The 26,292-nt window shown below is 58.4% G+C and carries 17 protein-coding genes and 3 pseudogenes; 11 read left to right on the forward strand and 9 right to left on the reverse strand.

Annotated features, from left to right (window positions below):
• Nucleotides 1–43 precede the first annotated feature (43 nt).
• Together tnpB and MOK15_RS19670 are read right to left on the reverse strand one after the other, a co-directional pair.
• Entirely contained in the window at nucleotides 44–391 is a 348-nt protein-coding gene (tnpB, locus tag MOK15_RS19665; RefSeq protein ID WP_242930140.1) for an IS66 family insertion sequence element accessory protein TnpB, read from the reverse strand.
• Nucleotides 388–783, reverse strand: coding sequence for a transposase (locus MOK15_RS19670; protein WP_242930141.1), 396 nt, complete (start codon nucleotides 781–783; stop codon nucleotides 388–390). The genes tnpB and MOK15_RS19670 overlap by 4 nt, the downstream gene beginning before the upstream one ends.
• A 197-nt stretch (nucleotides 784–980) precedes the next feature.
• Here MOK15_RS19670 and MOK15_RS19675 point away from each other — a divergent pair, with 197 nt between their 5' ends.
• Nucleotides 981–1,562 carry a hypothetical protein gene (locus MOK15_RS19675; protein ID WP_242933390.1) on the forward strand — a complete coding sequence of 194 codons (582 nt, stop codon included), beginning with the start codon at nucleotides 981–983 and terminating at the stop codon, nucleotides 1,560–1,562.
• Between the two features lie 92 nt (nucleotides 1,563–1,654).
• Here MOK15_RS19675 and MOK15_RS19680 read toward each other — a convergent pair whose 3' ends face one another.
• Both MOK15_RS19680 and MOK15_RS19685 read right to left on the reverse strand, forming a co-directional pair.
• The gene (locus MOK15_RS19680) at nucleotides 1,655–2,365 is read right to left on the reverse strand and encodes an LLM class flavin-dependent oxidoreductase (RefSeq protein ID WP_347567247.1); all 711 of its coding nucleotides are present in this window, start codon (nucleotides 2,363–2,365) and stop codon (nucleotides 1,655–1,657) included.
• Nucleotides 2,299–2,775, reverse strand: a pseudogene (locus tag MOK15_RS19685) (TonB-dependent receptor plug domain-containing protein); the annotation flags it as partial. The gene MOK15_RS19680 and the pseudogene MOK15_RS19685, both read right to left, overlap by 67 nt.
• 122 nt (nucleotides 2,776–2,897) lie before the next feature.
• Between MOK15_RS19685 and istA the strand changes: the two are divergent.
• Nucleotides 2,898–4,421, forward strand: coding sequence for an IS21 family transposase (gene istA, locus MOK15_RS19690; RefSeq protein ID WP_242930107.1), 1,524 nt, complete (start codon nucleotides 2,898–2,900; stop codon nucleotides 4,419–4,421).
• Nucleotides 4,411–5,217, forward strand: coding sequence for an IS21-like element helper ATPase IstB (gene istB / locus MOK15_RS19695; RefSeq protein WP_242930106.1), 807 nt, complete (start codon nucleotides 4,411–4,413; stop codon nucleotides 5,215–5,217). Before istA ends, istB begins: the two co-directional genes overlap by 11 nt.
• 267 nt (nucleotides 5,218–5,484) lie before the next feature.
• Here istB and MOK15_RS19700 read toward each other — a convergent pair whose 3' ends face one another.
• The 3 genes and pseudogenes from MOK15_RS19700 to MOK15_RS19710 form a co-directional block, all read right to left on the reverse strand.
• Entirely contained in the window at nucleotides 5,485–6,459 is a 975-nt protein-coding gene (locus tag MOK15_RS19700; protein ID WP_242933391.1) for a 2OG-Fe(II) oxygenase, read from the reverse strand.
• 85 nt (nucleotides 6,460–6,544) lie between these two features.
• Nucleotides 6,545–9,778 carry a TonB-dependent receptor gene (locus MOK15_RS19705; protein WP_242933392.1) on the reverse strand — a complete coding sequence of 1,078 codons (3,234 nt, stop codon included), beginning with the start codon at nucleotides 9,776–9,778 and terminating at the stop codon, nucleotides 6,545–6,547.
• A gap of 291 nt (nucleotides 9,779–10,069) precedes the next feature.
• A pseudogene (locus MOK15_RS19710) lies at nucleotides 10,070–10,905 on the reverse strand (IS5 family transposase).
• 293 nt (nucleotides 10,906–11,198) lie between these two features.
• On the opposite strand from MOK15_RS19710, the gene MOK15_RS19715 reads away from it, so the two are divergent.
• From MOK15_RS19715 to MOK15_RS22040, 3 genes and pseudogenes are all read left to right on the forward strand, one after another.
• The gene (locus MOK15_RS19715; protein ID WP_242933393.1) at nucleotides 11,199–12,314 is read left to right on the forward strand and encodes a Fic/DOC family N-terminal domain-containing protein; all 1,116 of its coding nucleotides are present in this window, start codon (nucleotides 11,199–11,201) and stop codon (nucleotides 12,312–12,314) included.
• 217 nt (nucleotides 12,315–12,531) lie between these two features.
• The gene (locus MOK15_RS22035; protein ID WP_347567237.1) at nucleotides 12,532–12,828 is read left to right on the forward strand and encodes a winged helix-turn-helix domain-containing protein; all 297 of its coding nucleotides are present in this window, start codon (nucleotides 12,532–12,534) and stop codon (nucleotides 12,826–12,828) included.
• Between the two features lie 75 nt (nucleotides 12,829–12,903).
• Nucleotides 12,904–13,161: pseudogene (locus MOK15_RS22040) on the forward strand (transposase); the annotation flags it as partial.
• Between the two features lie 67 nt (nucleotides 13,162–13,228).
• On the opposite strand, the gene MOK15_RS19725 reads toward MOK15_RS22040, so the two are convergent.
• Together MOK15_RS19725 and MOK15_RS19730 are read right to left on the reverse strand one after the other, a co-directional pair.
• A complete protein-coding gene (locus MOK15_RS19725) occupies nucleotides 13,229–14,029 on the reverse strand; it encodes a LytTR family DNA-binding domain-containing protein (RefSeq protein ID WP_242933394.1) in 801 nt (266 codons plus the stop codon).
• Nucleotides 14,026–15,363 (reverse strand): histidine kinase, encoded by a 1,338-nt coding sequence (locus MOK15_RS19730; RefSeq protein WP_242933395.1) that lies wholly within the window; start codon nucleotides 15,361–15,363, stop codon nucleotides 14,026–14,028. The genes MOK15_RS19725 and MOK15_RS19730 overlap by 4 nt, the downstream gene beginning before the upstream one ends.
• Nucleotides 15,364–16,194: 831 nt before the next feature.
• On the opposite strand from MOK15_RS19730, the gene MOK15_RS19735 reads away from it, so the two are divergent.
• The 5 genes from MOK15_RS19735 to MOK15_RS19755 all read left to right on the forward strand — a co-directional run bounded on the left by MOK15_RS19735 (nucleotide 16,195) and on the right by MOK15_RS19755 (nucleotide 26,262).
• Nucleotides 16,195–19,431 carry a TonB-dependent receptor gene (locus tag MOK15_RS19735; RefSeq protein WP_242933396.1) on the forward strand — a complete coding sequence of 1,079 codons (3,237 nt, stop codon included), beginning with the start codon at nucleotides 16,195–16,197 and terminating at the stop codon, nucleotides 19,429–19,431.
• A 208-nt stretch (nucleotides 19,432–19,639) separates the two neighbouring features.
• The gene (locus tag MOK15_RS19740; RefSeq protein ID WP_242933397.1) at nucleotides 19,640–21,145 is read left to right on the forward strand and encodes a tryptophan halogenase family protein; all 1,506 of its coding nucleotides are present in this window, start codon (nucleotides 19,640–19,642) and stop codon (nucleotides 21,143–21,145) included.
• Between the two features lie 505 nt (nucleotides 21,146–21,650).
• Nucleotides 21,651–23,747 carry a beta-galactosidase gene (locus tag MOK15_RS19745; protein WP_242933398.1) on the forward strand — a complete coding sequence of 699 codons (2,097 nt, stop codon included), beginning with the start codon at nucleotides 21,651–21,653 and terminating at the stop codon, nucleotides 23,745–23,747.
• Nucleotides 23,744–24,868: a non-reducing end alpha-L-arabinofuranosidase family hydrolase gene (locus MOK15_RS19750; RefSeq protein WP_242933399.1), complete on the forward strand. Its 1,125-nt coding sequence runs from the start codon at nucleotides 23,744–23,746 to the stop codon at nucleotides 24,866–24,868. Before MOK15_RS19745 ends, MOK15_RS19750 begins: the two co-directional genes overlap by 4 nt.
• Nucleotides 24,869–25,011: 143 nt before the next feature.
• Entirely contained in the window at nucleotides 25,012–26,262 is a 1,251-nt protein-coding gene (locus MOK15_RS19755; protein ID WP_242933400.1) for a glycoside hydrolase family 5 protein, read from the forward strand.
• The last annotated feature ends 30 nt before the right edge of the window (nucleotides 26,263–26,292 follow it).

Consider the following 26,292-nt stretch of genomic DNA (forward strand, 5'->3'; position numbering starts at 1 on the left):
TCGATGGTCGAAACGCTAATAAAAGCACCAGAAAATGGGCGTTTTACCCCGCCAATGAAGGAGTGAAAGTGCGTTCAGGTCGCCGCCAGTCGATGCCTTCCAAGAGCATCGAAAGCTGCGCCGCCGTCATCACCACCGACCCCGTCTTGGTCGACGGCCACACGAAGCGCCCCCGGTCCATCCGCTTGGAAAACAGACACATGCCCTGGCCGTCGTACCAAAGCAGCTTCACCAGATCGCCGCGCTTGCCCCGGAAAGCGAACAGCGCACCGGAATGGGGGCTCTGCTCCAGAACCTGCTGCGTCATCACCGCCAGGCCGTCGAAACCCTTACGCATGTCGGTCGCGTCGCAGGCCAGGAAGATCCGCGTCGATGGCGGCAGCGGGATCATCGCGTCAGGATACCGATCACCCGTGACAGGGCATCGGCATCGACCGTGGCATCCACGCTCACCCTGATACCAGACGGCAGTTCGATGCCAATCACGCCGCCGCTGCTCGCTGCAACTGTCGGGGCAGGCAAGGCTGGCTGCTCGCTGATCTGCACCTCCGCAAATGCCGGCTCGGCCAACTTGCGAACCCCGGCAAGCTCACCGGACATCGCCTGGCGCCGCCAAGTGTAGATCGAGCCGCTGCCGACATCATGGCGTTCACAGGCCGTACGCACGCAGCCCTCCGGGCCGAATGCATCCCGCAGCACGGATAGCTTCTGCTCTACCGTCCACCGCCGCCGACCCGACACCCGGCTAACGACCTCGATCCGACTACTCATACGATTACTCATATGACTACTCGCCCGTTCGCTTGCTGAAACCTCGATCTCGTCCGACACCCGCCACCTCGCTAAAAGAGCGGCAATCATCCCGGCGAATGGGCGCCGCGCAAGGCGGCCCTCAGGCCCCGCTTACGCTGATTACAGCGCTCGGCCCCTTCCTCAGGGCAGCCTTGCACAGTTATGTCACAATCGAGCGAGAGCGCATCATGGCATCAGTAGCCAATGAGGCGATCCGCCGAATGAATTTCGGATGGCTCACCCTCGATGCGAGCGGACGCATTCTCAATTCCCATGCGGATGAAACTTCGCTGCTCGGCCACACTGGGCCACTATTGCGCGGGCGCGATGGCCGTTTGACCTCAGCCGATCCGCAAGTCGCACACGAAATAGTCGCGGCGATCAGCGCATCGGTCAAGGAAGATCAGCCGCGACCGCGCGCTATCGTGCTCAGTCGCGACCCCTGGGTGGACATGCTGCTCGTCGCGAGCAGCATCGGCCCTACCGCGACCGGGCCAGCTCCAGCGCTCGTTGCCTACATTCATGCAGATAACTGGAGTTCGGCGGATCGTTGCGATCAGCTATGCCAACTCTTCAACCTCTCTCAGAGCGAAGCGCGGTTGTCACTTGCTCTCAGCCGCGGCATGTCGATCGCCGAAGCCGCTGTGGAGCTTGGCCTTACCGTGGAGAGCGCACGTACATATTCCAAGCGGATCTACTCCAAAACTGGCACGCGCGGTCAAACGGACCTCATCGGCTTGATTCACCGCAGCGTGCTTCCCTTTGCCTGAGCCGTGACGAAGGCTCAGCCGTTCCACTCCTGAGTTCGCGAAGGCTCCCGAATCGCCGCCACTCTTTCCCATACGGCGCCAAGCGGGCGCGTTCAGACTTCGGCCGCTCGGAAGACGCGGTTCAAATTGGAAGTCGGTGACCATCCGCTTTCAGGATCACCGCTCGTCGGTAGTGGGTCAGTTTGAAATCTGACCCTGCTTTTTATACGGGCCGCACTTTGCGGGCTTAGCTTCTGCCTCTTCCACCAGCTTGACGATGTCAGCAATATCCCAAAGGCGAAGCGCTTGCCGCCTTCTATGGTCTGCTCCGCGCCGAAGATCACTTCTTCTGCGGTCTCGGCCGCGAGTTGCTTACCCGGCTCGGAGGCGCCGGCCTGGACGATCACCGGCCAGCCCTGCACCGGACGCGCGATGTTGAGCGGGCCGCGGACTGACAAATGCGGCCCCTTGTTATCGAGGACGTGAAGCTTGTCGGGGTCGAAATAGATGCCGGCCTCCACGTCGCGCACGAAGGCATCGCCGGCCCAGCTGTCCCAAAGGCCGGTGACGACATCGTAGAACTCACGGGCGCGGGCATAGCGGATGGCATGGGCGAGATGCTGATCGCTGCCGAAATTGCGCGAGGTCTCGCGGTTGCCGGTAGTGACGATATTCCAGCCCGCCCGCCCCTCGCTCAGATGGTCGAGCGAGGCGAGGCGAACAGCTCGGGAGCGGGCGTTTTCATGGTGAGAAGCGATGCCGCGATCAGGGCCGCGTCGGCGCTCTTGTAGACATTGACGTTCTGGAAAAATTCCGACGGATATTGGTCATATTCAACACCGCGATTGTCGCCGACCGTGACCTGTTCGCGACCGTTGAGCAGGGTGGTCGAAAAGTCGGGACCCATGCCACGGATCGACAGGCGCTGATCGCGGCCTTCGAGGCGCTGGGCGGTGACGCCGGGCAGGCGGGCCAGCGAGTCCGCGATCGACACGTCGGGCAGCTTGCCAACATCTTCGGACGAGATGGAATCGACGATTAGGACGGAATCGCGCTTGATCTTCGCAGCCGATGCCAGCGAAGCGCGGATGCCGGTGACGACGATGGCATCGCCTTCTCCCGCAGTCGGCGCGGCCGTTTCAGCCTCAGTCTGCGCATGAGCAACCGTCGCGACGGAAAGGGAAGCCCCTGCCAGCAGAACGGCACGCAGGACAGGATGGCGGAATTGATGCATGACAGAAATCTGTTGATTTCCACTGAGAAGTGACCCGGGTAGGGCGTAAATTTCCACTGAGAATTGACCCATGTTGAACTCGTCCCTGGCTTTGACAAGCGAGGGTATATGGAGTGTTGGACATGGCGTTATTAAGCGTTATCCGGCGCTGGCATTTTCGCGATCATCTACCGATCCGGGAGATAGCGCGGCGCACCGGACTATCACGCAACACGATCCGCAAATATTTGCGGTCCGAGACGATCGATCCGCGGTTCAAGGTGCCCGATCGACCAAGCAAACTGGACCCATTTGCTGAGCATCTGGCGGCCTGGCTGCGGCGCGAGATGGGCCGATCGCGCAAGCAGAAGCGCACGATCAAGCAGTTTCACGCCGATCTGGTGAGCCTGGGCTATGAAGGATCCTACAACCGGGTTGCCGCTTTTGCTCGGGACTGGCGCGAAGATTATCGGCGCCAGCAACAGATTGGCGGGCGTGGGACATTCGTGCCCCTATCGTTCGCGCCGGGGGAAGCTTTTCAGTTTGATTGGAGCGAGGACTGGGCAATCATCGCCGGGGTTCGGACCAAGCTGCAGGTCGCGCATTTCAAGCTCAGTTACAGCCGGGCATTCATCGTGCGTGCCTACCTTCTGCAAACCCATGAGATGCTGTTCGACGCCCATAATCACGCCTTCCGCGTGCTGGGCGGCGTGCCGCGCCGGGGTATCTATGACAATATGCGCACTGCCGTCGACAAGGTCGGGCGTGGCAAGAAACGCACCGTCAACGCACGCTTCCTGACGATGGTCAGCCACTATCTGTTCGAAGCTGAGTTCTGTAACCCGGCTGCGGGATGGGAAAAGGGGCAGGTCGAGAAGAATGTCCAGGATGCGCGGCACCGTCTGTGGCAACCAACGCCGCAGGCCGAGAGCCTTGATGCGCTGAACCTGTGGCTGGAGGAGCGCTGCAAGGCGTTATGGGAGGACATCCCTCACGGGATCGAACCCGGATCGGTTGCCAATGCCTGGGCCGATGAATCTGAGTGTCTGATGGTTGCGGGCAGGCCCTTCGATGGTTTTGTGGAATATCGCAAACGGGTATCGCCGACCTGCCTCATCCACTTTGAGCGCAATCGCTACAGCGTACCGGCCTCTTTCGCCAATCGCACTGTCAGCCTGCGCGTCTATCCTGATCGCTTCCAGGTCGTCGCCGAGGGACAGCCAATCTGCACGCATCAGCGCATCATCAACCGCTCTCACGACGGTCCAGGTCATACGGTTTATGACTGGCGCCATTATCTGGCGGTCGTGCAGCGCAAGCCCGGCGCCCTGCGCAACGGTGCGCCCTTCCTTGAGCTACCCGATGCGTTCCAGCGTCTGCAGCGACATCTGTTGCGCAATCCTGGCGGCGACAGGGAAATGGTCGAAATACTGGCGCTGGTTCTTCATCATAATGAGCAACTGGTGTTGACGGCGGTCACCATGGCGCTGGAGGCTGGCGTTCCGACCAAGACCCATATCCTCAATCTGCTCTACAGGCTGGTCGACGGAAAACCGATCTCCACGCCGCCGGTGACGGCGCCCCAGGCGCTCAAGCTGGTCAGCGAGCCGATGGCCAATGTCGAACGCTATGATGATCTGCGCAAGGAGAAGCGTCATGCGTCATGACCCTGCCAGCGGCGCCATCGTCGTCATGCTCCGCAGCCTCAAGATGCATGGCATGGCGCAGGCCGTCACCGATCTCATGGAACAGGGATCTCCAGCCTTCGAAGCCGCCATTCCGATCCTCTCCCAGTTGCTCAAAGCCGAGACAGCAGAACGGGAGGTTCGATCTGTGGCCTATCAGCTTAAGATCGCGCGCTTCCCTGTCTATCGCGATCTGGCCGGCTTCGACTTTACCAGTAGCGAGGTCAATGAAGCTCTGGTGCGTCAGTTGCATCGCTGCGACTTCATCGACATCGCCGACAATATCGTGCTGGTCGGCGGTCCTGGCACCGGCAAGAGCCATGTGGCAACGGCGCTGGGCATCCAGGCCATCGAACATCATCGAAAGCGCGTCCGCTTCTTCTCGACGGTCGAACTGGTCAATGCGCTCGAGCAGGAAAAAGCACAGGGCAAGGCCGGTCAGATCGCCAATCGCCTCCTGCACTCTGATCTCGTTATCCTGGATGAGCTTGGATATCTGCCGTTCAGTGCTTCAGGGGGCGCGCTGCTCTTCCATCTGCTGAGCAAACTCTACGAGCGCACCAGCGTCATCATCACCACAAACCTCAGCTTCAGCGAATGGGCCACCGTGTTCGGCGACGCCAAAATGACCACGGCGCTTCTCGATCGGCTTACCCATCATTGCCACATCCTGGAGACCGGCAACGATAGCTTCCGCTTCAAAAACAGCTCTGCCAAGCAGATCAGAACCGAAAGGAGAAAACCACGGGTTGACCCGCCCATGACACCCGAAACATAATCCGCAGACGGGTCACTTCTCGATGGAAAACCCGGGTCACTTCTCAGTGGAAATCAACACCCAAAGCCTTTGGCGATGTTCGGGCTAGGCGCGGCGCTCGACGACCGCGGCATTCGCGATCGGTAAGAAATCAACCGATGGACCAACGGTCGTATCGACGGAAGTGTATCTGATAGAGACGAGTTCGCGTTAAACTGACAGCACCCTGCCTCAACACGAACTCCGTCATACAAATTGCATCCGAGCCGATATTGCAGACTTATTCTATCATCGATTTTGTTTCCAAACGTCGAACTCAGTTCTACGTATCCAGCGGGTCGCCGCCCACTTCGCTCCCTGGTGAACAACCGTTCCTAAATGCCGACTACGAATGTCGGGTGAGCCATCGGGCAGGCTATTGGAAAACGCAATCATGTCGCCGCCCGAGCCCGCTATCGATAACCCTTGTTGCGTGAAGCGGGTTTCACCGCCGACATAACCTGAGTTGAGATAAATGATCGCCGTCACAACCCTTTGGTTCTGCTCCATCGGCAGGACATCCATATGCTCACGATATTCCTGCCCTGGAGCGTAATGAAGTAGGTTGAGAGGTTCACCCTGCTCGACTTTCGTGCCTGTCACGGCCGCGATCCGTCGGAGGATAGCCTGGATAGGCAAGGTCTCCCTTGAAGGTCCGATGACCGCTGCGGAAGATGTGCGAATTGGATGAGGTATGGCACGTCCAGTCCTCGGATCTGCAACAATGGAAGGCTCCAACAGATCCTGGGCAGCCATCGCGATATGAGCGCACTCCTCCGCCGTAAGAAACTGACGCCAGCGATGGACATGAAACTCTCGGCCCAGTTTTTCAGGCTCGATCGCCTCTCTGGGATTCCCCTCCTCGTCAATGTTCATCCGCAACAAAAGTGCGAGATGTTGCGCTGCCACCCCACCGTACCGCGCCGCAGCTGCTTCGAGCAGTTCCAGCCCGGCTCGCCAATCCGCGCGCGAGCCGGCCCCGTTCGCTGTTAGCGCGACCTCCATGAGCGCCGCATCCGCATTTCCTTCGCGAACCGCACGGTGCAAGAACCGTCGCGCTTCCTTCAGGTCTCTGGGTAACGGCTGACCTATCAAATACCACTGCGCCAACGTCATCAACGCATCTGCATCGCCTCGCTCCGCCGACTTACGAATGATGGCAATCGCTTCGTCCTGCCGCCCCAGATCAAGCAGGGCAAAGCCTCGTTCAACATCGTTGCTCATATCCACATTCTGGCCGGTAAACTTGATAAAGAAAAGGGCCGGTGGAATGATCCACCGGCCCTTCCTATGCTTGATCTACCTTGTATCAGAATTTTGCGACCACGCCTGCGTACACGTAACGACCGCGTACGTCATAGATACCAGCGCCGCCATTGGCTGCGGTATTCAGACCGTTACCGACACCGGTCAGACCGTAAGGCGGCATCTTGTTACCGACATTATCAACACCCAAATAGATGTTGAACCGTTCGGACACGTCCAGATCCGCACGAATATCGTGATACGATACCGATGGATACTTCGCTACCGCTGCATAATCGATGTTCTGCGGCGGCAAGCCGTTGAGCGAGTTATAATCTTCATAGGTGTTGAGGTACATTTTGTCGATCCAACGCATCTGGTAACCCAGCGTGACCTTACCGAACTTGATGCTGGTATTCAGGTTGACCTGGTTCTTCGGATCGCCAAGCTCGCCCAGGATACGGTCACGAAAGCTCGGATCGTCGGGATTGGTAAACTCGTCGTTCTGAAGCGCACGTGTCCAGATGATGCCCAGATTCAGCAGGCCCCAACCGAAGTCACGACGATAGTTGATGGTGGTGTCGACACCGCGGACCTTTAGCTTCGCGAAATTTGCCGACGATTCAAGCAACGAGCCTTCCAGGATCTGGTAGGCCTGCTCACCGCGCGACCCGCCCGATGCGCCCGCACGCTGGAAGAGTTTGCAGAACTGGTTGTCGAGCGACGACGAGTCGTAGCACAGATTGGCGACCTGCTGTGCATTGATCGACGCAATCACGTTATTAACCGTGATGCTGTAATAATCGACCGAGATCGATAGACCCGGAATGAACTTAGGCTGGAGTACCACGCCCGCCGTGTATGAGTCGGACTTTTCCGCCTCAAGCAGCGGGTTGCCACCCGAAAGCGTTTCAAGCGATGACGAGTAAACATAGTCGTAGCCGGTCGGAATGCCAGCCGCCGCACAATTTGCCGCGCGATTTGCGCTACCGGTACCGATGTTGCGGGCCGAACATGGATCTACGAAGTTGGGCGCGAAGTTCTGTCCCTGCGCGGAATAGAGTTCAGACAGGTTAGGAGCACGGACCGAACGCGAGTAGGTGCCGCGGAAGCGCACATCCTCAACTGGACGCCAGTCGATGCCGCCGCCATAAGCATATACGGTTCCGGTCGCGCCCTTATAGTCCGCGATGCGACCCGAGCCGGTCAAGGTCAGTTCGCGGATAAATGGAATGTCCTTGAGAAGTGGAACGCGAAGCTCACCATATACTTCCTTCACCTGGAAAGAAGGCGCGGTGAATGCGGGGATTGCATTGTAGAATGCGTAACCCGCCTGGGTTAGATCATCGAGATCATACCGGTTCGTCTCACGCCGATACTCACCACCGATCGAGAAGCCAACCGGGCCACCCGGAAGCTCAAACCACTTGCTCGTATCGCCTGCCACGAACGCCGATGCCACAAATTGCGTGATCTTGCCCGTGGCAATCGACGGAGTCAGGAGATAATTGCGGGCAGCGTCGCTGACCGAGCCCTGCCCAAACGGGTTGAGCGGAACGCAAGCGGCGATGTCCCCCGCGAGTTGAGCCGGATTGCCGCCGACGTCTCCACCCGCATAACGGGGATCGACCTGCGCGCGACAACGGATCGTGCCCGAAGCGTCACTGACCGTATCCTGGGCCAACAGGAAACGCTGGGTATTGATGTTGCCCTGGATGAGGTTGCGTTCCTTGAACTGGCCATAGTTGGCCGAGACTTCATAGTTCCAGCCATCGTTGAAATCGCCGCGAACGCCGACGACCGCACGATAGGTCTCACGCCTGATGCGCTCGTCGCGAATACCCAGGTCGACCCAGTTGCGACGCAGGCCGAACCGATAGGTGCCATCTGCGACCTGAGTGAGCGCAGCGGCGCGGTCGGATGCTGCGTTTGCGCCAGAGAATGCGGCGCCCGTGTTCGGGTTTACCCCGGAGTTGATGGCCGCCGTCAGCTGCGCCGCAAGATTTGCGCGCGCGACATCCGACAGATAGGGGTTGTCGAGACGAACGCCTTCGCGGTTCACTACCCCGCCCGCATTGTTGAACGAACGATCGGCAAAGCCGTCAATCTCGACTCCATCGCCCAGGGTTGTCCCCTGGGAGAAGAACGGACCGCTCTGCGACCCGCGTGCATCTGTTCGGACATACTTCGCTTCGAAAAAGGGTACGAAGGCCGGACTGACTTCAAAATGGCCTATCAGATTGGCAGCATAACGCTTGAGATTGGGCGTAAACGTCAGCAACTGACCTTCGCGGCTGGTCGTGCCGTTACCCCCGGTAAAATTGCCATTCGGACCAATACCAACGCGATCACCGGTTTGCGCCACCAAGGAACCGCCTGGCTGGAAAAGCGAGGTACAAGTGAACGCCGATCCCCCAGCGCCGCCGCACGGGCCGTTCGCCCCGCCGTAGCGGATCGCCGTCAAACCGCCCAGCGAGATCGTAGCGCTCCGAAGGTCACGGTAGAATGTGCGGTCGGGAATGCCGTCGCTCGGAGCGCTTGCCGGGTCTGTGTCGGTAACGACGAAGCCGTCATTGCGCGACAGGGGACGGCCGGTGGCGTCATATTGCGACTGATTGGCGAATTCGAGGTTGAGCGCGATATTACCGCGGCCATCGGCGAAGTTCTTGCCCGCCAACAGCGAGACATATTGGCTGCCCGCATCGTCGTAAGTCGGCGATATCCCGCCCTGGGCACGAAGCTGGACGCCTTCATAATTGGTCTTGAGCTTGAAATTCACCACGCCCGCGATCGCGTCCGAGCCATAAATCGACGATGCACCGCCGGTCAGCACCTCGACATTTTCAATCAGGTCCGTCGGGATCGTGTTGATATCCACCGAAACGCCAGTGGAAAGGATGTCACCGGCCACGTGACGGCGGCCATTGACGAGCACCAAAGTGCGAACCGATCCCAGGCCGCGAAGGTCGAGAAGGTTCAGGCCACGAGTGCCCAGAAAGCGGGTCGAGTTCTGCTGGCTGAACGTATTGCGAAGCTGCGGCAGCTCATTGAGCACGTCGCCAACGGACACCTGTCCAGTTTGGAAAAATTGTTCGCCGGTGACAACAGTTACTGGGTTCGTCGAGTCAAGATTGGCGGACCGAATGCGTGAACCGGTCACAACGATTGACTGAGTGGAATCAGCATCATCTGCAGTCTGCGAGGAGCTCTCCTGCGCATGAGAAGAGCCGATCATCACCGCGCAAGCGGCGAGACTCGACGCGCCGTACGAAATGGCACTCCTGAAGGATTTTTTCACTTATTGTCCCCTATTTCTCTGGTTGTGCCCGACAGCTGATAGTCCCGAACAACTTCGGGCTAATGCAGCGATCCTGCCAATCTGTAATTGAGGAGCAACTGTTTACCGTCGCAGCTGTAATTTTTCTGCAATATGTTGCAACAAAGCAACAATATTTCGTGTCGCTACTGTAATGCTTCACGGCGCATCGAAGCGGCATGCGAAACGCCTTCTTCTTATGATTTTTTGCTGCTTGCTTAAAGCAACCGGCAGATTTTCAAAGTGACGAAATTCTTAGTGTCTGCTTCATAATTATCCGGTGTGATTTTCGGATCTTGCGATGCGGCGAGTGAAAAGTTGGATCGACGCGATGAAGAGCCAAGCCGTTGCCGAGGCGATGGTTTGCTCGAAGTCCTTGGCGAGGCGTCGGTTTCGGTTGAGCCATGCCAGCGTGCGTTCGACAACCCAGCGACGGGGCAGCACCTCGAAGCCTGCGGCCGTATCTGAGCGCTTGATGATTTCGACGGTCCATTTTCCCATTCGCCGCAGAGCCTTCCTGAGCTTGTCGCCAGCATAGCCGCCATCGGCAAAGATGTGCCGCAGCCACGGGAAGCGCCGTATGATATCGCGCAGCACCATCGGCGCACCGTCACGGTCCTCAATGTCAGCCGTGTGGATCACGGCATGCACCAGATTTCCTTCGGTGTCGGTCAAGATATGGCGTTTGCGGCCCTTGACCTTCTTGCCAGCATCATAGCCCCAAGGACCGCCGCTTTCCGTGGTTTTGACGCTCTGGCTGTCGATCGCTCCCGCCGATGGCGAGGCCTCGCGGCCAGCCATCTCGCGCGACGCCATAAGCAGAATGTGGTTCATCGTCAGCCACAAGCCGTTGTCGCGCCAGAGGTAAAACCAGCGCCGCACCGTCGAGACTGGCGCAAAGCATGGGGGCAACATCCGCCATGGCAAGCCGCCACGCAGCAGATATAACATCGCTTCGACAATTCGCCGCATCGGCCACTTGCGGGGCGTCCCACATGCGATGCCGGTGGCAACAACGGTTCGAGCACCGACCACTAGGCATCCGTCAAATTGCTTGGCAAAATCAGCCCGCGTCGCGCATGAAGCGCGCGAGTGGTATCGGTCCACATCGTTGATCCTTGGTAGTTTCGCAAAACCCCTGAATCAATGATAGGCATAGCCGTCAAGCTAACCTGCTGATACCACTCACCTTAATTTCAGATCAGACACTTACCATGATTCGGCTGCTTGACCTTGCCATAGGTTCAGGAGGATTTGATCATCGTCTGATAACGGCAATCGGATTTGATGTAAGTGAAATGCTTTTCTGCGATCATCAAATGATGTAACTGTTGATAGATGATCATCAAAGGCTGCATGGGATTCGCCCTCATCTGCCTATGCCAGCCTTACGGAAAAACCCTTGCCTGTAGCCTATCATGAAGGACGCTTTCCACCTGCTGCGCTTGATCTCGGCGCGCTGTTTCCGCTGGTCGGACCTGCCAATGCAGCGATTGCACGCTATGAAGGTGTCCTCTCTGGCATTCCCAATCCCGATATCCTGCTGTCCCCGCTGACCTCCCGCGAAGCTGTACTCTCCAGCAAGATCGAAGGGACGCAAGTGACGCTGGGCGAAGTACTCGAATTTGAGGCGCAAGGGCATCTGCTCGACGAGAGCACGCCCAAAAAGGCCGATGCCCGTGAAGTCTTGAATTACCGTGCCGCCTTGCGTGAGGCGGAAAGCCTGATGGCACATCTTCCGCTATCGCAGCGGCTCATAAAAGCCACCCATAATGTGCTGATGGATGGCGTCCGTGGCCGCCACAAGGATCCTGGCGAATATCGCCGCATTCCCAATTGGATCGGGCCAGAAGGCTGCACAATCGAGCAGGCACGTTTCGTGCCCCCCGGGGCTGACCGCATCGAGAGTGCGATGACAGGATGGGAAGCCTATATTCACGCCGATGCGCCGGATCGGTTGGTACAACTGGCCATCGTCCATGCCGAGTTTGAAGCGATCCACCCGTTTCTCGATGGCAACGGGCGCATTGGACGGCTGATCATCCCGCTCTTCCTCTATACCCACGGATTATTGTCGCGGCCCAATTTCTATCTCTCGGAATATCTCGAAGCCAATCGCGAAGAATATTACGATCGGATGCTGGCCGTCTCTCGGGACGACGATTGGAGCGGCTGGGTGGTCTTCTTCCTGCGTGGCATCATCGCTCAGGCCGACGCCAACACCCAGAAAGCGCAGACGATACTGGCGCTTCATCAGGACAAGCGAGATAGGGTGGTAGAGATCACCCATTCGCAATATGCCGTGCGTGCGCTCGACTGGATCTTCCAGCGCCCGATCTTTCAGACGCCGGATTTTATAACCTCAGCCCAAATCCCACCGGCGACGGCACGAAAGATCATCCGTGACTTACGCGACAATGGCCTCCTGCGCGAACTGGTACCGGCATCGGGGCGTGCACCGGCGACTCTCGTTTTCTCTGAACTGCTAAACATTGCCGAAGGAAGAAAGGCATTTTGATCAAAAACCGACCCAGAATGCGTGAGATGACCAGTTTTTGATGTGCCGTGAACAGGCCGGACGCGAAGGCTGCCGGATAGTGGGAAGCTATAAGGATGCGGCGATCTCCGGCGCCAGCGTCATCCTGCGTCCGGGTATTTATACCAACGAGCTTGGGTGCTGACTCACGCGGTGGGTTCCCAAAGCGCTAGATAAGGCGCCGGGTCCGCTCTCGATCTTGAACGACGAGCAGCGCGCTCTTTTGGCGCAGCAGGTTGAGACTGGCCCGATCCCTGCGGCTCATGGTGTAGTGCGCTGGCGGCTTGTCGATCTGGCGCAATGGATATGGGACGAGTTCGGCCTGTCGATCACGCGCTTCACGCTTGGGCGGGAGCTGCGGGATATGGGCTATCGCAAGCTCACGGCTCGCCCCCGCCACCACGGGCAGAAGCCCGATGACATTGCCGATTTTAAAAAACGTTTGCAGCCCGCCTGGCAAAAATCAGGAAGGCCCTCCCCAGAGGTACGCCTGTAGAACTGTGGTGGCAGGACGAGGCCCGGATCGGCCAGCAAACCAAGCTCACGCGCCGCTGGGCAAGGCGCGGGACCCGGCTCTGTGCGCCCAAAGACCAGCCGCCGCGCCTCAGCCTGGATCTTTGGTGCCATCTGTCCCGCCGAGGGCAAGGGCGCTGGCATCATCATGCCCCGTTGCAACAGTGAGGCCATGAGCATGCACCTCGAAGAGATCGCCTTTCATGGCGCGCCCGGCGCGCATGCCGTCCTGATCCTCGATCAAGCCGGATGGCATGGCTCGGCAGAACTGATCGTGCCCGCCAACATCACCCTCATGCCGCTGCCGCCCAGATGACCCGAATTGAACCCCGTCGAGAACGTCTGGCAGTTCATGCGCGACAAATGAATCGCGATTCGCTCTCTCAGAGCGGCTGCCCGAGCACCGCTTCGACTTCCGCGCGATAGCTTCGGCTCAGCATCAGGTACATGCCATCCTTCAGCACCACCTCGAACTCTCCGTGAGACCGGCGTTCGAGCAGTGTGATCGATTTGAGGTTCACGATGGTGGAGCGGTGGATGCGGACGAAGCGAAACGGATCGAGGCGGCTCGCCACGGTGGCGAGGCTGGCGCGGTAGAGAAGTTCCTCGCCGCCGACATGCAGCGTCACATAAACTCCGGCGGCGCTGATCCATTCGATATCGTCCGCCATCACCAGCCGCGTTGCACCGTGCGACTTGACGACGAGCCACTCCCAGATCTCGCCCGGCCTGGCGCGCTTCGCTGCCAGTTCGATCAGCTCCGGGCCAAAGGCGTTCGCATCGCCCACGCTACTTGAACGATGCTTGCACAGCCGTGCCTTGACCCGCTCCATCGTCCGCTCGAAACGATCGTCGCCAAAGGGCTTTAGCAGATAGTCGGTCGCATCCGCCTCGAACGCGCGTACTGCGAAACGATCGTAGGCAGTGACGAACACGGTAAGCGGCATGTTGGCTGCGCCCAGCGCATCGATAACGTCGAAACCGTTGATACCTGGCATCTGGACGTCGAGGAACACGATGTCCGGATGCTTTGCCTGGATCATTTCCACGGCGGCGGCACCATTATCCGCTACAAGGATACGGCTGACGTCGCGATCCTCGTTGAGCAGGTTGACGAGCCCTTTTCGCGCGGGCGCTTCGTCATCGACGACAAGCGCGCAAATGGAGGAGGCGGAAGTTTTCATGCGGGTTCGTTCCAAGGCAGGCGGATGGCTATTTCGGTCCCGCCGCCCTCCCGGCGGTTGACGATGAATCGGCGCGCATCCGTTTCCGGATAAAGCGCTGCAAGACGTTCCTGCGTCACGCGCAGGCCAAGGCCGCCCGATATCCCCATCCGCCAATCGGCCGGCAGGCCGACGCCATCATCGATGACGTTGATTTCCAACTGGTCGTCGCTTCGCTGGGCCGATACGCCGATCATTCCGCCGGTCACGCGGCTCTCGATCCCGTGGCGGATCGCATTTTCGACCAGTGGCTGCAACAGCAGCGAGGGCACCCGGGCGGAAAGCACGTCTGGCGCAGCATCGACCTTGACCTCGATCCGGTGTCCGAAGCGGACCTTCTGGATGGCGAGATAATTGTCGAGCAGCGCCAGCTCCTGCGCGAGCGATATTTCGGCGCTTTCCTGGCAGTCCATCGAATGCCGCAGCAACGTGCCGAGATTTTCGATCATCTGTCGGGCCAGCTTCGGATCGGTGGCGGCCTCCGACGAAATGGCGTTCAGCGCGTTGAACAGAAAATGCGGCTCAAGCTGAAGCCGCAACGTGTTGAGATTGGCCTCGACCAATCTACGTTCGACGCGTTCGAGTTCCAGCCGGCTAACCAACAGCCGATTGTAGAATTTGAAGGCCTGCCAGATGCCGACAAACGCGCAGTAGGTGAGCCAGCCGCCCATGAAATAGTATATGAGATACCCGGCGCTACGTAACGGATTCCACCAGATCGCTGAGATCGGATAGCTCAGCAGCGTGGCGAGCGCCGCATGGACAAGGCTGACGGGTATGCTGAGCAGCAGCAGCACCAGCGCCAGCCGCAAGCTGTTCCCTTCCACCGGACCGAGCCACCGGTCGATCCACAGAAGCGGAGGAGTCAGCAATACCCAGACCCAGGCGTCGATCATCTTCGATGCCAGGATGGCCCAGTTGAAGCCGTTGTTGAGGAATTCGGGTATCGACAAGAAAAGGCCAGATGCCGTCCAGACGGCAACGATCACGATCGCCAGCTTTACCCGAAAAACACGGATTCCGCCCCCGAGCGGGAGGGGGTGGGTGGCAGTGGGGCCGGTTCGCACAGGCGACGGTGGCGTGGAGCGGTCGTGCAGTGCGGTATCAATGGATCGCGGCCAGATCGTCGTTGTAGAGCGACCAGCAAGCGATGTTCGGGAAGAGAAGTCACTGGCCGCGGCAAGCGGGGCATCATCATCGTTCAGTCGCATCGTCGAGTTGACCCTTCTTCCCCTCCAGCTTTCAGTTCTCATACAAATACGCACTAACGATCGCGGAGCGGCGGCGTCTGGCATCGGTTGATCCCACACAATGGTCTGGCAACGATACAGCGAAGTCAATGGATAGCGGTTGAACCGTTCCGTGCCATGCGAACGTCAAACCAATGATACAGCGACCCGGATGGTAGATTACTCCTACTATCGGTGCAACCGGGCTCGATCGGGTTTGGAACGCTGCTGATGAATCGTCAATGCTTCCAGAAGATTGCAATGCATCGTTGCTTTCTTGACGAGCGCCACCCCAAAGTGACTCTATTTCGTGCCGCTTTTCTTTGCCCGGAGAGATAAGAACAAAATTTGTTTCAAGACGGGCTGACAATTTGTGAAGCAGTCACTTTGGCGGTCGAATGTGAGATTATGCCTGAAATTTTATGCCAAAATCTAGCCTTTTGACTGACAAATTGCGCGCAGGCCGATGGACAGATGGGCAAGATAATGGACATTTGCGGGGTCATCAGCGGATTCGTCCTTTTTGAAGGGGGGTGAAGAGGCATTGCATAAGGGTCGAGGATGCCAACTCGCCTTAGCCGCTGGGACGGAGGGAGGGGAGTGAAGGCGTTCCGAACACATCAGTCACGACGTCGCTGCAACTGACAGTTGCCGCGATGAAGTGCCGGCGCGATGCCGATTGTCCGGCTCGGAACGGCTGACGACCATCAGTATATGACAACGATGTCAAATGGGCGGTTCGGACCTGGGAGGTCGGGGCGAACGGGCACCAAGAAAATGGGAGGGAAGTCAATGCTGACAAACAGGTTTCTGATTGGCGTTAGTGGTTGCGCGATTGCCGCGTGTGGAGCTGGCCTGATTGTGCCCGCTTACGCGCAAGGCGCTCGCTCGGATCCGATGTCTGAAGCAAGCGGACTTGATCGCGATATCATTGTGACAGCTCGCCGCAAGGCGCTGCAGACATCTGAAGAGATCAAGCGCAACGCGGATACGATCGTCGACTCGGTAACGGCGGACGAGGCTGGCAGGCTTCCCGACAATTCGGTTACCGAAGTTCTTCAGCGCGTGCCGGGCGTCTCGATCTCACGCTTCGTTGGAGCAAATGGCGGTAATACGACATTTCAGATCGAAGGTACGGGCATTACCGTGCGCGGTCTTCCCTTCAATTCGAGCACGCTCAACGGGCGGCAGCTATTCAGCGCCAACGGAGCAAGCGCCATTAGCTGGAACGAAGTTACGCCCGAGTTGATGGCAGGCGTTGACGTTTACAAGGGGTCGCGCGCCGACATGCTCGAAGGTGGTGCATCCTTGATCAATCTTCGCACGCATCTGCCGTTCGATTTTAAGGACACCCAGTTCAACGTCACCATGGGCGGCAGCTACGGAACGCAGATTGCCAAGGGTTCGCCCCGCATTTCCGGCATGCTGTCGAAGCGTTTCGACACCGGCATCGGTGAAATCGGTATATTATGGGATTTGGCATACAGTCGTCTGTATCAGCAAAGCAGCAATCTGCAGGTTGGCGCGATGTTTGGTCAATATGTGCCGACCTCCGTACGTGACGACAATCTTGCCTTTGTTCCTGGTTCGATCAACTGGGGCTACAACCGAAACAGGCGCGATCGCTACGGTGCCTATCAGGCGATCCAGTGGCAGCCGGCCTCGAACCTGACGCTGACCAACACCATCTTCTTCACGCAGTATGTCGAGGACAGCCGCGGAAACAACGGTTCCGTGGGTCGCACTCCATCCGCATCGTCCGCGGTTATGCCCTTGGTCGGCAGTCCGGTCGAATATGATGCCAACGGGGCCTTCCGGAAGGGAACGCTCGCGGCCCGATCCACTGGCAAGTCTGCGCCGTTTGAGAACACGACCTTCGGCATCGGTGATTGGTTTCCCTCTCAGTATCTGATAGATTGCGGTGCCACCTATGGTGCTCCCGCATCGTCGATACAGTGGGACTGGTCTGTTGATGGTCAAGCTCCGATAGTGCCGGGCGGCCCCCGTTTGGCTCAATGCGGCCCCAGCGCCACACTGAACCCCAGTGGCTCAGCGTCGGTATCACACAGCAAGAATTCCACGCTGGATATTTCGCAGAGCTTCGTTTGGACTCCTGGCGACCGGGTGGCAGTGCGTGGCGGCGTACAGTATGTCAGTTCCCGTGCAGCTGGGAGGAGCATGTCTGTCGGCCTTGCACAGACCAGTCCGCTCGTTGATTCGATGCATTTCGATCTGACGGGATCGCTGCCAACCGTATCCGGCTTGTCCACTGTTGGCTTGCTCGATCCACGCACAGCGTATCTTAGCAACCTAGCCTATCATGAACCCGATAATAAAGGGACAATGCTGGCAGGAAATTTCGACCTTGAATACAAGGTGAGCGACGGTGGGTTCCTGCGCAAAATCACTGTTGGCGCTCGTGCCGCCAGGCGCACGCAAAATGACAACTTCGCAGGAACCTATTATGCGCCGCTAAGTCAGTCATGGCTGGCGAATCCGTGGGGTGAGCATCCGGGGGATCCGACGTTCGGGCCAGGGAATATTCAATATCTTAATAACGTGAATGTCCGGCAGTCCGACTATGAAGTTTCTAGCTTCCCGAATTTCTTCGGCGGCAAGGTCACTGTTCCAGCACAGCTTTTTGTCCCCAGTCAGTCGCTCATGCAGAGCTATGACTGGTATCATTTGCTCCGGACATATAATGGTCAAATCGCCAATGGGACCGAGGATGAGTACTGGACGGAGAATATCGATCAGGGCCTGAACCAGACACGGAGCCGCATCACCAACATGGCGGCTTATATTCAGGCCGGTTTCGCCCATGATCGTATCGGAATTATTCCGTCGTTCTCCGGCAATATCGGCGTTCGGGTATTCCGAGATTCACTGCGAGCGAGCGGTCTGCTGTACACCCCGGCAGCGGAGAATCTCGCTCTGACCGAAGCTGACAGCACGGCATATTTCAACGCGCAGCAGGGTGTGCCGGGGGCAACATATCCGACACTCTATTCACTTACTGACGCATATTCCCTGCAGACCCGCAGCTATGATTACACACGGGTCCTGCCTTCGTTCAACATCAAGTTCGACGTAACCAACAAGTTCATTATTCGCGGTGCGGCGTCGTTGTCATCGGCTCCGCCGAACCTCAATGACATTCGTGCGGGTGGTTCCATCAGCGCCAGAACGCTTCCCAATTCCACTAATCCGCTCGCGCCCTCGATTCTTACGGGTATCTCCGTCAATGGTGGTGGCACAAATCTAAAGCCGACCATGATCACCAGTCAGGATCTATCGTTCGAATATTATCCGTCATCGTCCAGCCTCATTTACCTTGGCTTATTCGCCAAGCAGGTCAAGGATCATCCGCAGTTCTACTCGTTCATCACCAACAATCTTCCTATTCCCGTGGTGGCAATTGACGGAGATCCTGACAACCCGGTCGAGACGGAAACGACCCTGGATCTTCAATGGCTCTATTTGCAGAACAGAACGGCTACGACCAAGGCCTATATTAAGGGTTTTGAGATCGGTGGCCGCATGTTCTTCGACAAGCTGCCGGGGCTGCTCAGCGGATTGGGGATTGAGGGCAACCTGACCTTCATCGACAGCAGGAACCCCGCCCAGCAGGCCAACAATGTGTTGAGTCCTCCCACCCTGGACGGGGGTCTCAATCCGGACGGCACGATTCCGCAGACCTACCCGAACCTGCCCTATGCTGGATTGTCGAAGTGGGCTTACAACATCCAGTTGCTGTACAGCCGCGGCAAGGTCAATTTCCGTTTGGCATACAACTGGCGTGATAAGGCGTTGCTGTCGACCAACGTCAATCCGCTGTCGTTCGCGACGAGCGGCGGCAATCCTTATACACTGAACACCAGTCCCACCGACTTTGGCCCGGATGCTTCCTATCCCGTATACAACATGGTTCCGGCATGGACTGCGGCAGCCGGTTACCTGGATCTGGGCTTGGACTATGCGTTAAGCGACAAGGTTTCCGTCTCGTTCAGCGCGAACAACATTCTCAACACGATTTCGCGGACATATCAGGAGCCTGTGCCCGGTGTGCTCCAGCCCTACGACTATAATGTCAGCGATCGGCGTTACGACCTCTCCGTGCGGGTGCGCTTCTGACACTCTGAACAGAGGAGGGCGCTTCTTGACGAAGCGCCCTCCTCAATATCGGATATTGGTTAGTAAGCTAAGCGATTGATTCATCACCCGCCGCATGGTGCAGGCATCGCAGCTTGGTGTGTGCCTTGTGAACGACATCTCGAACGCGGTGTACTTTTGACACCCCTTCGGTTGGGGGAACTGGATATGTTCGTGGTAAGGCATGCTTATGAATAGTGATCATCTGCGGGATATTGTCATCCTGGGTGGCGGTGCGGCGGGATGGATAGCGGCCGCGCTGCTGGCCAAAAAGATCGATCGTCATCAAACGCGCATCACTCTGGTTGAATCGGAGGAGATCGGTATCATCGGTGTCGGGGAGGCGACGATCCCGCTGCTGGCGCAGTGCAATACTATGCTCGGCATCGATGAATTCGATTTCATCCGCGGAACCCAGGGCACGTTCAAGCTGGGCATTGAATTCTGCGACTGGGGAGTCGCCGGAAACCGACATTTCCACGCATTCAGCGACTATGGCCACACCGTTGAAGGCCTGTCGACCCACCATTATTGGCTAAGAATGCGGCAGTCGGGCGACGACCGTCCGATCGATGACTATTCATTTGCCTACGCAGTCGCGAAAAACAACAATTTTGCTCCGACCGATCCGAATAATCAACGTTATCACCATGCCTATCATTTTGATGCCGGACTATACGCCCGCTATCTGCGTGGCGTTGCAATCGAACTGGGCGTGCAACGTATCGAAGGCAAGATGACACACTTCGATCTGGATGGAGATTCCGGCAATATTACCGCCATTCATCTTGCCGATGGTCAAATGGTTTCCGGCGATTTCTTCCTGGATTGCACTGGTTTCGCGTCCGCATTGCTGGGAAAGGCGTTGGGCACGCCTTTTGTTGACTGGTCGCATTGGTTGCTGTGCAACAGCGCCCTAGCGGTACCATCGAAACGCACCGGGGTGCCCATGCCGTTCACCCGATCCACTGCGCACGCGGGGGGCTGGAGATGGACAATCCCGCTGCAACATCGCAGCGGCAATGGCATGGTCTATAATTCGGATTTGTGGAGCGACGACGCTGCGCGCGAAGCCTTGCTGGGTAGTATCGACGGCGAGATGCTTGCCGAGCCGCGGCTGTTCCGCTTCACCTCTGGGCATCGCAAACAGTTCTGGAACCGCAATTGTGTTGGGATCGGTTTTGCCTCCAGTTTTCTCGAACCTTTGGAGTCGACCGGAATCCAGTTGATCGTCATGGGGGTTTTGAAGTTGTTTAAATACTTCCCCCAACGGATCATCGACCCGGTCCTGCGCGACGAATATAACCGGCTTGCAACACGCGAAATCGAACGCATCCGTGACTTCATCATCGCGCACTATTACCTGTCGTGCCGTCCCGAATCATTGTGGGCGGCTTGCCGCGACACAAAGATACCTGACAGCCTTCGGCATAAACTTGATGTCTGGAATGCCAGCGGGCAGATCGCGCTGGAAGATTCCGAATCCTATATGGAGCCGAGTTGGATCGCCATTCTGTTGGGCAACGGTGCTGTTCCAGAGCGCTACGCCGTGTCGGCTGATTTTTATCCGCTGGAGCAGATCCGCACAGGTATGAAATTGCGTCGCGAAGAGATCAAGCGTTCGGCGCAGGTAGTCACTTCGCATCAAGATTTCATCGATCGCCACTGCAAGGCCCCTCAAGCAGCGCTCGTATGATATGGAATCCGGGGGATCCTTAGATTCGCGGTTCGGCCTGCCCGAAATCGTCCCATCCGCGATAGCCGGATGGGCTAGGCGCTGCGTAGCCGATCCGTTATGCCATCAAATTACCGTTCCACGCCTGCATTTTCCCTTCCGTAACATTTTTGCCTCGACACTGCTTCGCCGCAATTGCTCCGACAATATTGCCAGATATGAGTCGCAGCGGATCGCGCTTTCGCCAATCGCACGCCTGAGCTGCGTCGCCGTATCGCGGACGCAAAAGGTGCGGCTGCAAGGTTCGTAACAAAAGGGACGGGAGGATATCGATTGGAACATGCCTCAAGGATCGAGCCTGCGGTGCGCCAGCGATAATGCTCACCAAACGCGATGCTGGGCGTATCGGCTTTGACTGCGTTCGGATCGACCTGCCGGCGCGCCCTCCCGCGCATCACGCGAGCGCCTTCGAGGTCACTTTCGCCTGAGGCGAGGACTATTGCTTCTCAAGACGGATCGGACACCGATGCTACGAATCGCAAACCGCGCCACCCGCCTATCGGCCTTGGCCATCGTGCTCGGCCTTTCCGTCGGTCTCACCCCGGCCACAATCGCGCGCCAGGCGGCTGCGCAGAGCGCGGCCGGACATCCCGAATGGCCCGGCGCAGGGGATATCTTCGTCGGCACCTGCTATCAGCCGGTCGATCGTTCACCAGAACAGATCATGCAGGACATCGCGGTCATGAAAGCCGCGGGCTTCAACATGGTCCGCATGGGTGACCTTTCGTGGGATTCCTTCGAGCCCGAGGAAGGCCGCTTCACATTCGAATGGTTCGACGACGTAATCGCGCAGATGTACAAGGCGGGCATCCGCGTGGTCGTGGATATTCCGGGCCAGCCCGCGCCGATCTGGATGCACAAGCACTATCCCGGCGTGAATCTGGTCAATCAGGACGGCGTGCGGCTCAACGCGGCGACCCGCTATTGGGACAATGTCAGCGACCCGGATTACCGACGGCTGTTGCGGCGCCTCGCCGAGAAGATGATGCAGCGCTACGCGCACAATCCGGGCGTGATCGCGCTCGGCTACAACAACGAAATCGGTAACGGCCAGATGTCCTATTCGGCGGCGGACCGGGGCCGGTTCGTCGAGTGGCTCAAAAGGAAATACGGCTCGATCGAGGCGCTCAATCGCGCCTGGGCGACACAGCGTTGGTCGCGCCGCATCAACAGTTGGGACCAGGTGGACCTACCCTATGTGCGCGGGCCGGGGCCGAACGAGCGCTATCTCGATCTGCGCCGCTATTGGTCCGACGATACGATCGGCGTTCTCAAGGAGTTGGAGGCGGTTCGCAAGCTCCATGCACCGAACCTGCCGGTCGCGTCCAATTTCTGGCCCACCGCCTGGACCAAGGGATTCGATTATCTGCGCTCCTGGGATGAAGTCTCGACTTATGGCGCTCAGGGCTTCTATCCCGGCGACCCGCTCGGCGCGGGATTCGAGGTGATGATGAACAAGGCGTCGCATTCGACGCCGGTCTGGTTCAACGAGTTCACCGCGGGCGGCGGCGGATTCTACGGCGAGCCCGGCCGCTCGCGCATGTGGGCCTATTTCGGCCTGCTATATTATTCGCAGACGTTTCTCGCCTGGACGTTCAATTCGCACCTCGGTGGTGAGGAGCAAGGCTTGTTCGGCCTGATCGACCATGACGACCGCCCGTCCTGGAAAGTCGATGAGTTCAAACAGATCGCGACCGAATTTCGCAAGCTCAGGACTATGGGATTCCCCCGGTACCGCACGCCTGAGATCGCGATCCATTATTCCTTTGACACCAACTGGCTGACCAGTCCCCCAGACGGGGCGAATACCATAAAGGAATATTTCAAGGGCAGTTACGGCGAACATGTGAAGGCAGCCTTTGCCCCCTTCTTCCGCGACAATATCGATGCCGCCGTCATCGATATCGGTCACGACCCGATCGACAAGTACAAGCTGGTTGTGCTGTCGAGCGCCTATTTGATGGACGAAGCCACGACGGCTGCGGTGCGTCGTTATATCGCGAATGGCGGGACCATGATCATGACCGGCTATTCGGCCAAGGTCGATGCGACCGGAAAATGGTTCGACACGCCGCTCCCGGGACGACTGACCGATGTATTCGGGCTGCGGACCAACGAATTCTATCGCTCCTGGCTTCCGCTCAAAATATCGTTTGAGGGCCGGGAACTGACCGGCACGGACAATTACTACGAGGTGCTCGAGCCCAGCACGGCGAAAACGCTGGCAACGTTCGAGAACACACCCGCCAAGAGCCCCGCAATCACGATCAACAAGTTCGGCAAGGGGCGCGCAATCTATCTTGCGACAGCCGCGCAAGCAGCGTTCATCGAGCCATTGGTTCGCTCACTCTATGACGAACTGGAGATCGAGCGCGGCCCTTCGACGCCTGACGGCGTAGTCGCCCGCGAGGTCGATGGACGTACCCTCTACGTCAACACGCGAAATGCCCCCGCAACCGTGTACTTCTCCGGCACCAGAACCGGCATTCTGTCCGGCAAGAGCTACACGCAAAAGATCGACCTGAAATCTTATGATGCCGAATTCCTGCAAGGCGCGAAATGAAACGAATGAAACTGAGCAATGGGCGCCGGTTCGGCGCGATGCTGATGGCCATTGCGGCATCCGGTGCCGTAGGATCGGGGGCTGCCGCACCAAGTGCCAGTCCACCTTCTCAACAGATCGGCTTTCGCTGGACATCGTCTGCCCCGCTAATCGTGCCCAGGCCGAATGCCGAGCGCCGTCTGGCGGCGTTCAAGGACCCGTCGATCGTCCATGCAAACGGCAAGATACATGTGTTCATGACGACCGCCGGCCCTCAGGGATGGGGGCTTGCCTACACAAGCTTCCGCACCTGGCGCGATGCGTCCGCCGCGCCGCTGACATTTCTCGACCGATCTCCCATCGGCCCGGGATATCGTGCGGCGCCGCAGGTCTTCTATTTTGCGCCGCAGAAGCGGTGGTATATGATTTTCCAGGGCGGCGATCCGCTCTATTCGACGACCGCGATGATCGACGATCCGCTGTCGTGGAGCGCGCCAAAGCCTTTCTTCTCGAGCGTTCCGGATGTCGTCAAAGGGGATGACGGCCGGGCCGTGTGGCTGGATTTCTGGGTGATCTGCGACACCAGTCGATGCCACCTCTTCAATACCGGCGACAATGGACGGCTATATCGATCCGACACGAAGCTCGGTGATTTTCCGCAGGGCTTCGGGAATACGCAGGTCGTGCTAGACGACACGCGCGACCGCTTGTTCGAAGCGAGCATGACCTACAAGGTCGCGGGTTCCGGCACCTATGTCACCATGGTGGAGGCGATTGGGCCGAAGGGACGCTACTTCCGATCCTGGACCAGCGACCGGCTGGATGGGCGCTGGACGCCGCTGGCTGACAGCCTGGCGGCGCCGTTCGCGGGTTCCGGTAACGTCAGCTATCGGGGGAAGCGCTGGACGCTCGACGTTTCTCATGGAGAGCTGTTACGCGCGGGCAACGACCAGACCCTCACCATCGATCCCTGCAAGCCCCTGCAGTTCCTTTATCAAGGAGTCGATCCGCATGCGGATACGGCGGACTATCTCAATCTTCCCTATCGACTTGGCCTGCTTACCGCCACGACGCGCAATCCGATTTCGACCATGTGCCGGTCGGGCGCAGGCCAGCCGACGGGGCGTAACGACAGCCGATGAGAATGGTGATGGCTTCGGTCATCCTGCTCCGATCAGGAACAGGGTTCTTCGGGCTTTGCGAAGTGTGGACAACGTTGTCCGGGCATGCACGCGCCGTCCGTGAGGATGAGCGGCGCTAGAATAGAGAAGATTGAGAGAAATATATGAGAATTGCCAGACGCCAGATCCTCGCCTCGACGGTCGCGCTCGTCGCTGCGGGCTATTCGGGAGGCGGGACGGGTTCTGTTGTGATGGCGTCCTCTTCACCCTCGCCCACGCCTTCTCCGACACCCGCGCCGTCGCCTACGCCGACACCGGCCGGCCTCTATCCCAGCTACAACACCAATCCGATCGCGGCGGACGCTGCGGGCATGTCCAGCACGGCGGGAGATATCGCCGCCAAGATCAGGCTGGGCCTGAACATCGGCAACACGCTCGAGGCCATCGGCGGGGAAACCGCCTGGGGCAATCCGCAGATAACCCAGGCGATGATCGACACCGCCAAGGCATCCGGTTTCGACGCGATCCGCCTGCCGTGCGCGTGGGACCAATATTCGGATAGCTCAACGGCCAAGATCAGCGGCACCTGGTTGAACCGCATCAAGGAGGTGGTGCAATATTGCATCAACGCGAACATGCACGTCCTCCTCAACATCCACTGGGACGGCGGCTGGCTGGAAAACAACGTCACTCTCGCCAAGAAGGATGCCGTTATCGCCAAGCAACGGGCCTTCTGGGAACAGATCGCCACGCACCTGCGCGATTTCGACGAGCGCCTGATTTTCGCAGGCGCCAACGAACCGAATTGCGACACGGCAGAGCAGATGGAGGTTCTCTACGCTTATTACCAGACCTTCATCGATGCGGTCCGCGCGACCGGCGGGAGGAACGCATACCGCGTGCTGGTGCTGCCTCTGCCGAACGTGAATGTCGACCTGTCCAAGACGCTTTGGACCCGCATGCCCGTCGATACGCTCGCCAATCGCCTGATGGTGGAGCCGCATTTCTATAGCCCTCCCAATTTCTGCATCCTGAGCGAGGACGCGAGTTGGGGGAAAATGTTCTACTATTGGGGGAAGGACTATCACTCGACGATCGAGCCGGACCGCAACGCCACCTGGGGCGAGGAGGAAATGGTCGACGCACATATGCAGCTGGCGAACCAGTTGTTCGTGAGCAAGGGCATTCCGGTGCTGCTCGGCGAATATGGCGCGCCCCGGCGCACGACCCCGCGCGACCTTGACCTGCACCTGGCCTCTCGCGCGCACTGGATGAAATATGTGACGCAAAAGGCGCTGGCGAACGGCATCCTCCCGTTCCTGTGGGACACGGGCGACCTCATCGACCGGCGGACTTATGCGATCAAGGACCAGCAAGGCCTCGATGCGCTGCTCGAAGGCGCAGGGAAGAAATAGAAGAAACATCGATGTTCTGGAGAAACGTGT

The organism is Sphingobium sp. BYY-5, assembly GCF_022758885.1.
Taxonomy (GTDB): domain Bacteria; phylum Pseudomonadota; class Alphaproteobacteria; order Sphingomonadales; family Sphingomonadaceae; genus Sphingobium.

What these genes read in the sequence shown, in the direction of transcription:
- MOK15_RS19735 (WP_242933396.1), top strand. Translation starts at nt 16,195, where the DNA reads ATGTCTGAAGCAAGCGGACTTGATCGCGATATCATTGTGACAGCTCGC.
- MOK15_RS19700 (WP_242933391.1), bottom strand. Translation starts at nt 6,459, where the DNA reads ATGAGCAACGATGTTGAACGAGGCTTTGCCCTGCTTGATCTGGGGCGG.
- MOK15_RS19675 (WP_242933390.1), top strand. Translation starts at nt 981, where the DNA reads ATGGCATCAGTAGCCAATGAGGCGATCCGCCGAATGAATTTCGGATGG.
- MOK15_RS19740 (WP_242933397.1), top strand. Translation starts at nt 19,640, where the DNA reads ATGAATAGTGATCATCTGCGGGATATTGTCATCCTGGGTGGCGGTGCG.
- MOK15_RS19750 (WP_242933399.1), top strand. Translation starts at nt 23,744, where the DNA reads ATGAAACGAATGAAACTGAGCAATGGGCGCCGGTTCGGCGCGATGCTG.
- MOK15_RS19745 (WP_242933398.1), top strand. Translation starts at nt 21,651, where the DNA reads ATGCTACGAATCGCAAACCGCGCCACCCGCCTATCGGCCTTGGCCATC.
- istA (WP_242930107.1), top strand. Translation starts at nt 2,898, where the DNA reads ATGGCGTTATTAAGCGTTATCCGGCGCTGGCATTTTCGCGATCATCTA.
- MOK15_RS19725 (WP_242933394.1), bottom strand. Translation starts at nt 14,029, where the DNA reads ATGAAAACTTCCGCCTCCTCCATTTGCGCGCTTGTCGTCGATGACGAA.
- MOK15_RS19670 (WP_242930141.1), bottom strand. Translation starts at nt 783, where the DNA reads ATGAGTAATCGTATGAGTAGTCGGATCGAGGTCGTTAGCCGGGTGTCG.
- MOK15_RS19755 (WP_242933400.1), top strand. Translation starts at nt 25,012, where the DNA reads ATGAGAATTGCCAGACGCCAGATCCTCGCCTCGACGGTCGCGCTCGTC.
- MOK15_RS19730 (WP_242933395.1), bottom strand. Translation starts at nt 15,363, where the DNA reads ATGCCAGACGCCGCCGCTCCGCGATCGTTAGTGCGTATTTGTATGAGA.
- istB (WP_242930106.1), top strand. Translation starts at nt 4,411, where the DNA reads ATGCGTCATGACCCTGCCAGCGGCGCCATCGTCGTCATGCTCCGCAGC.
- tnpB (WP_242930140.1), bottom strand. Translation starts at nt 391, where the DNA reads ATGATCCCGCTGCCGCCATCGACGCGGATCTTCCTGGCCTGCGACGCG.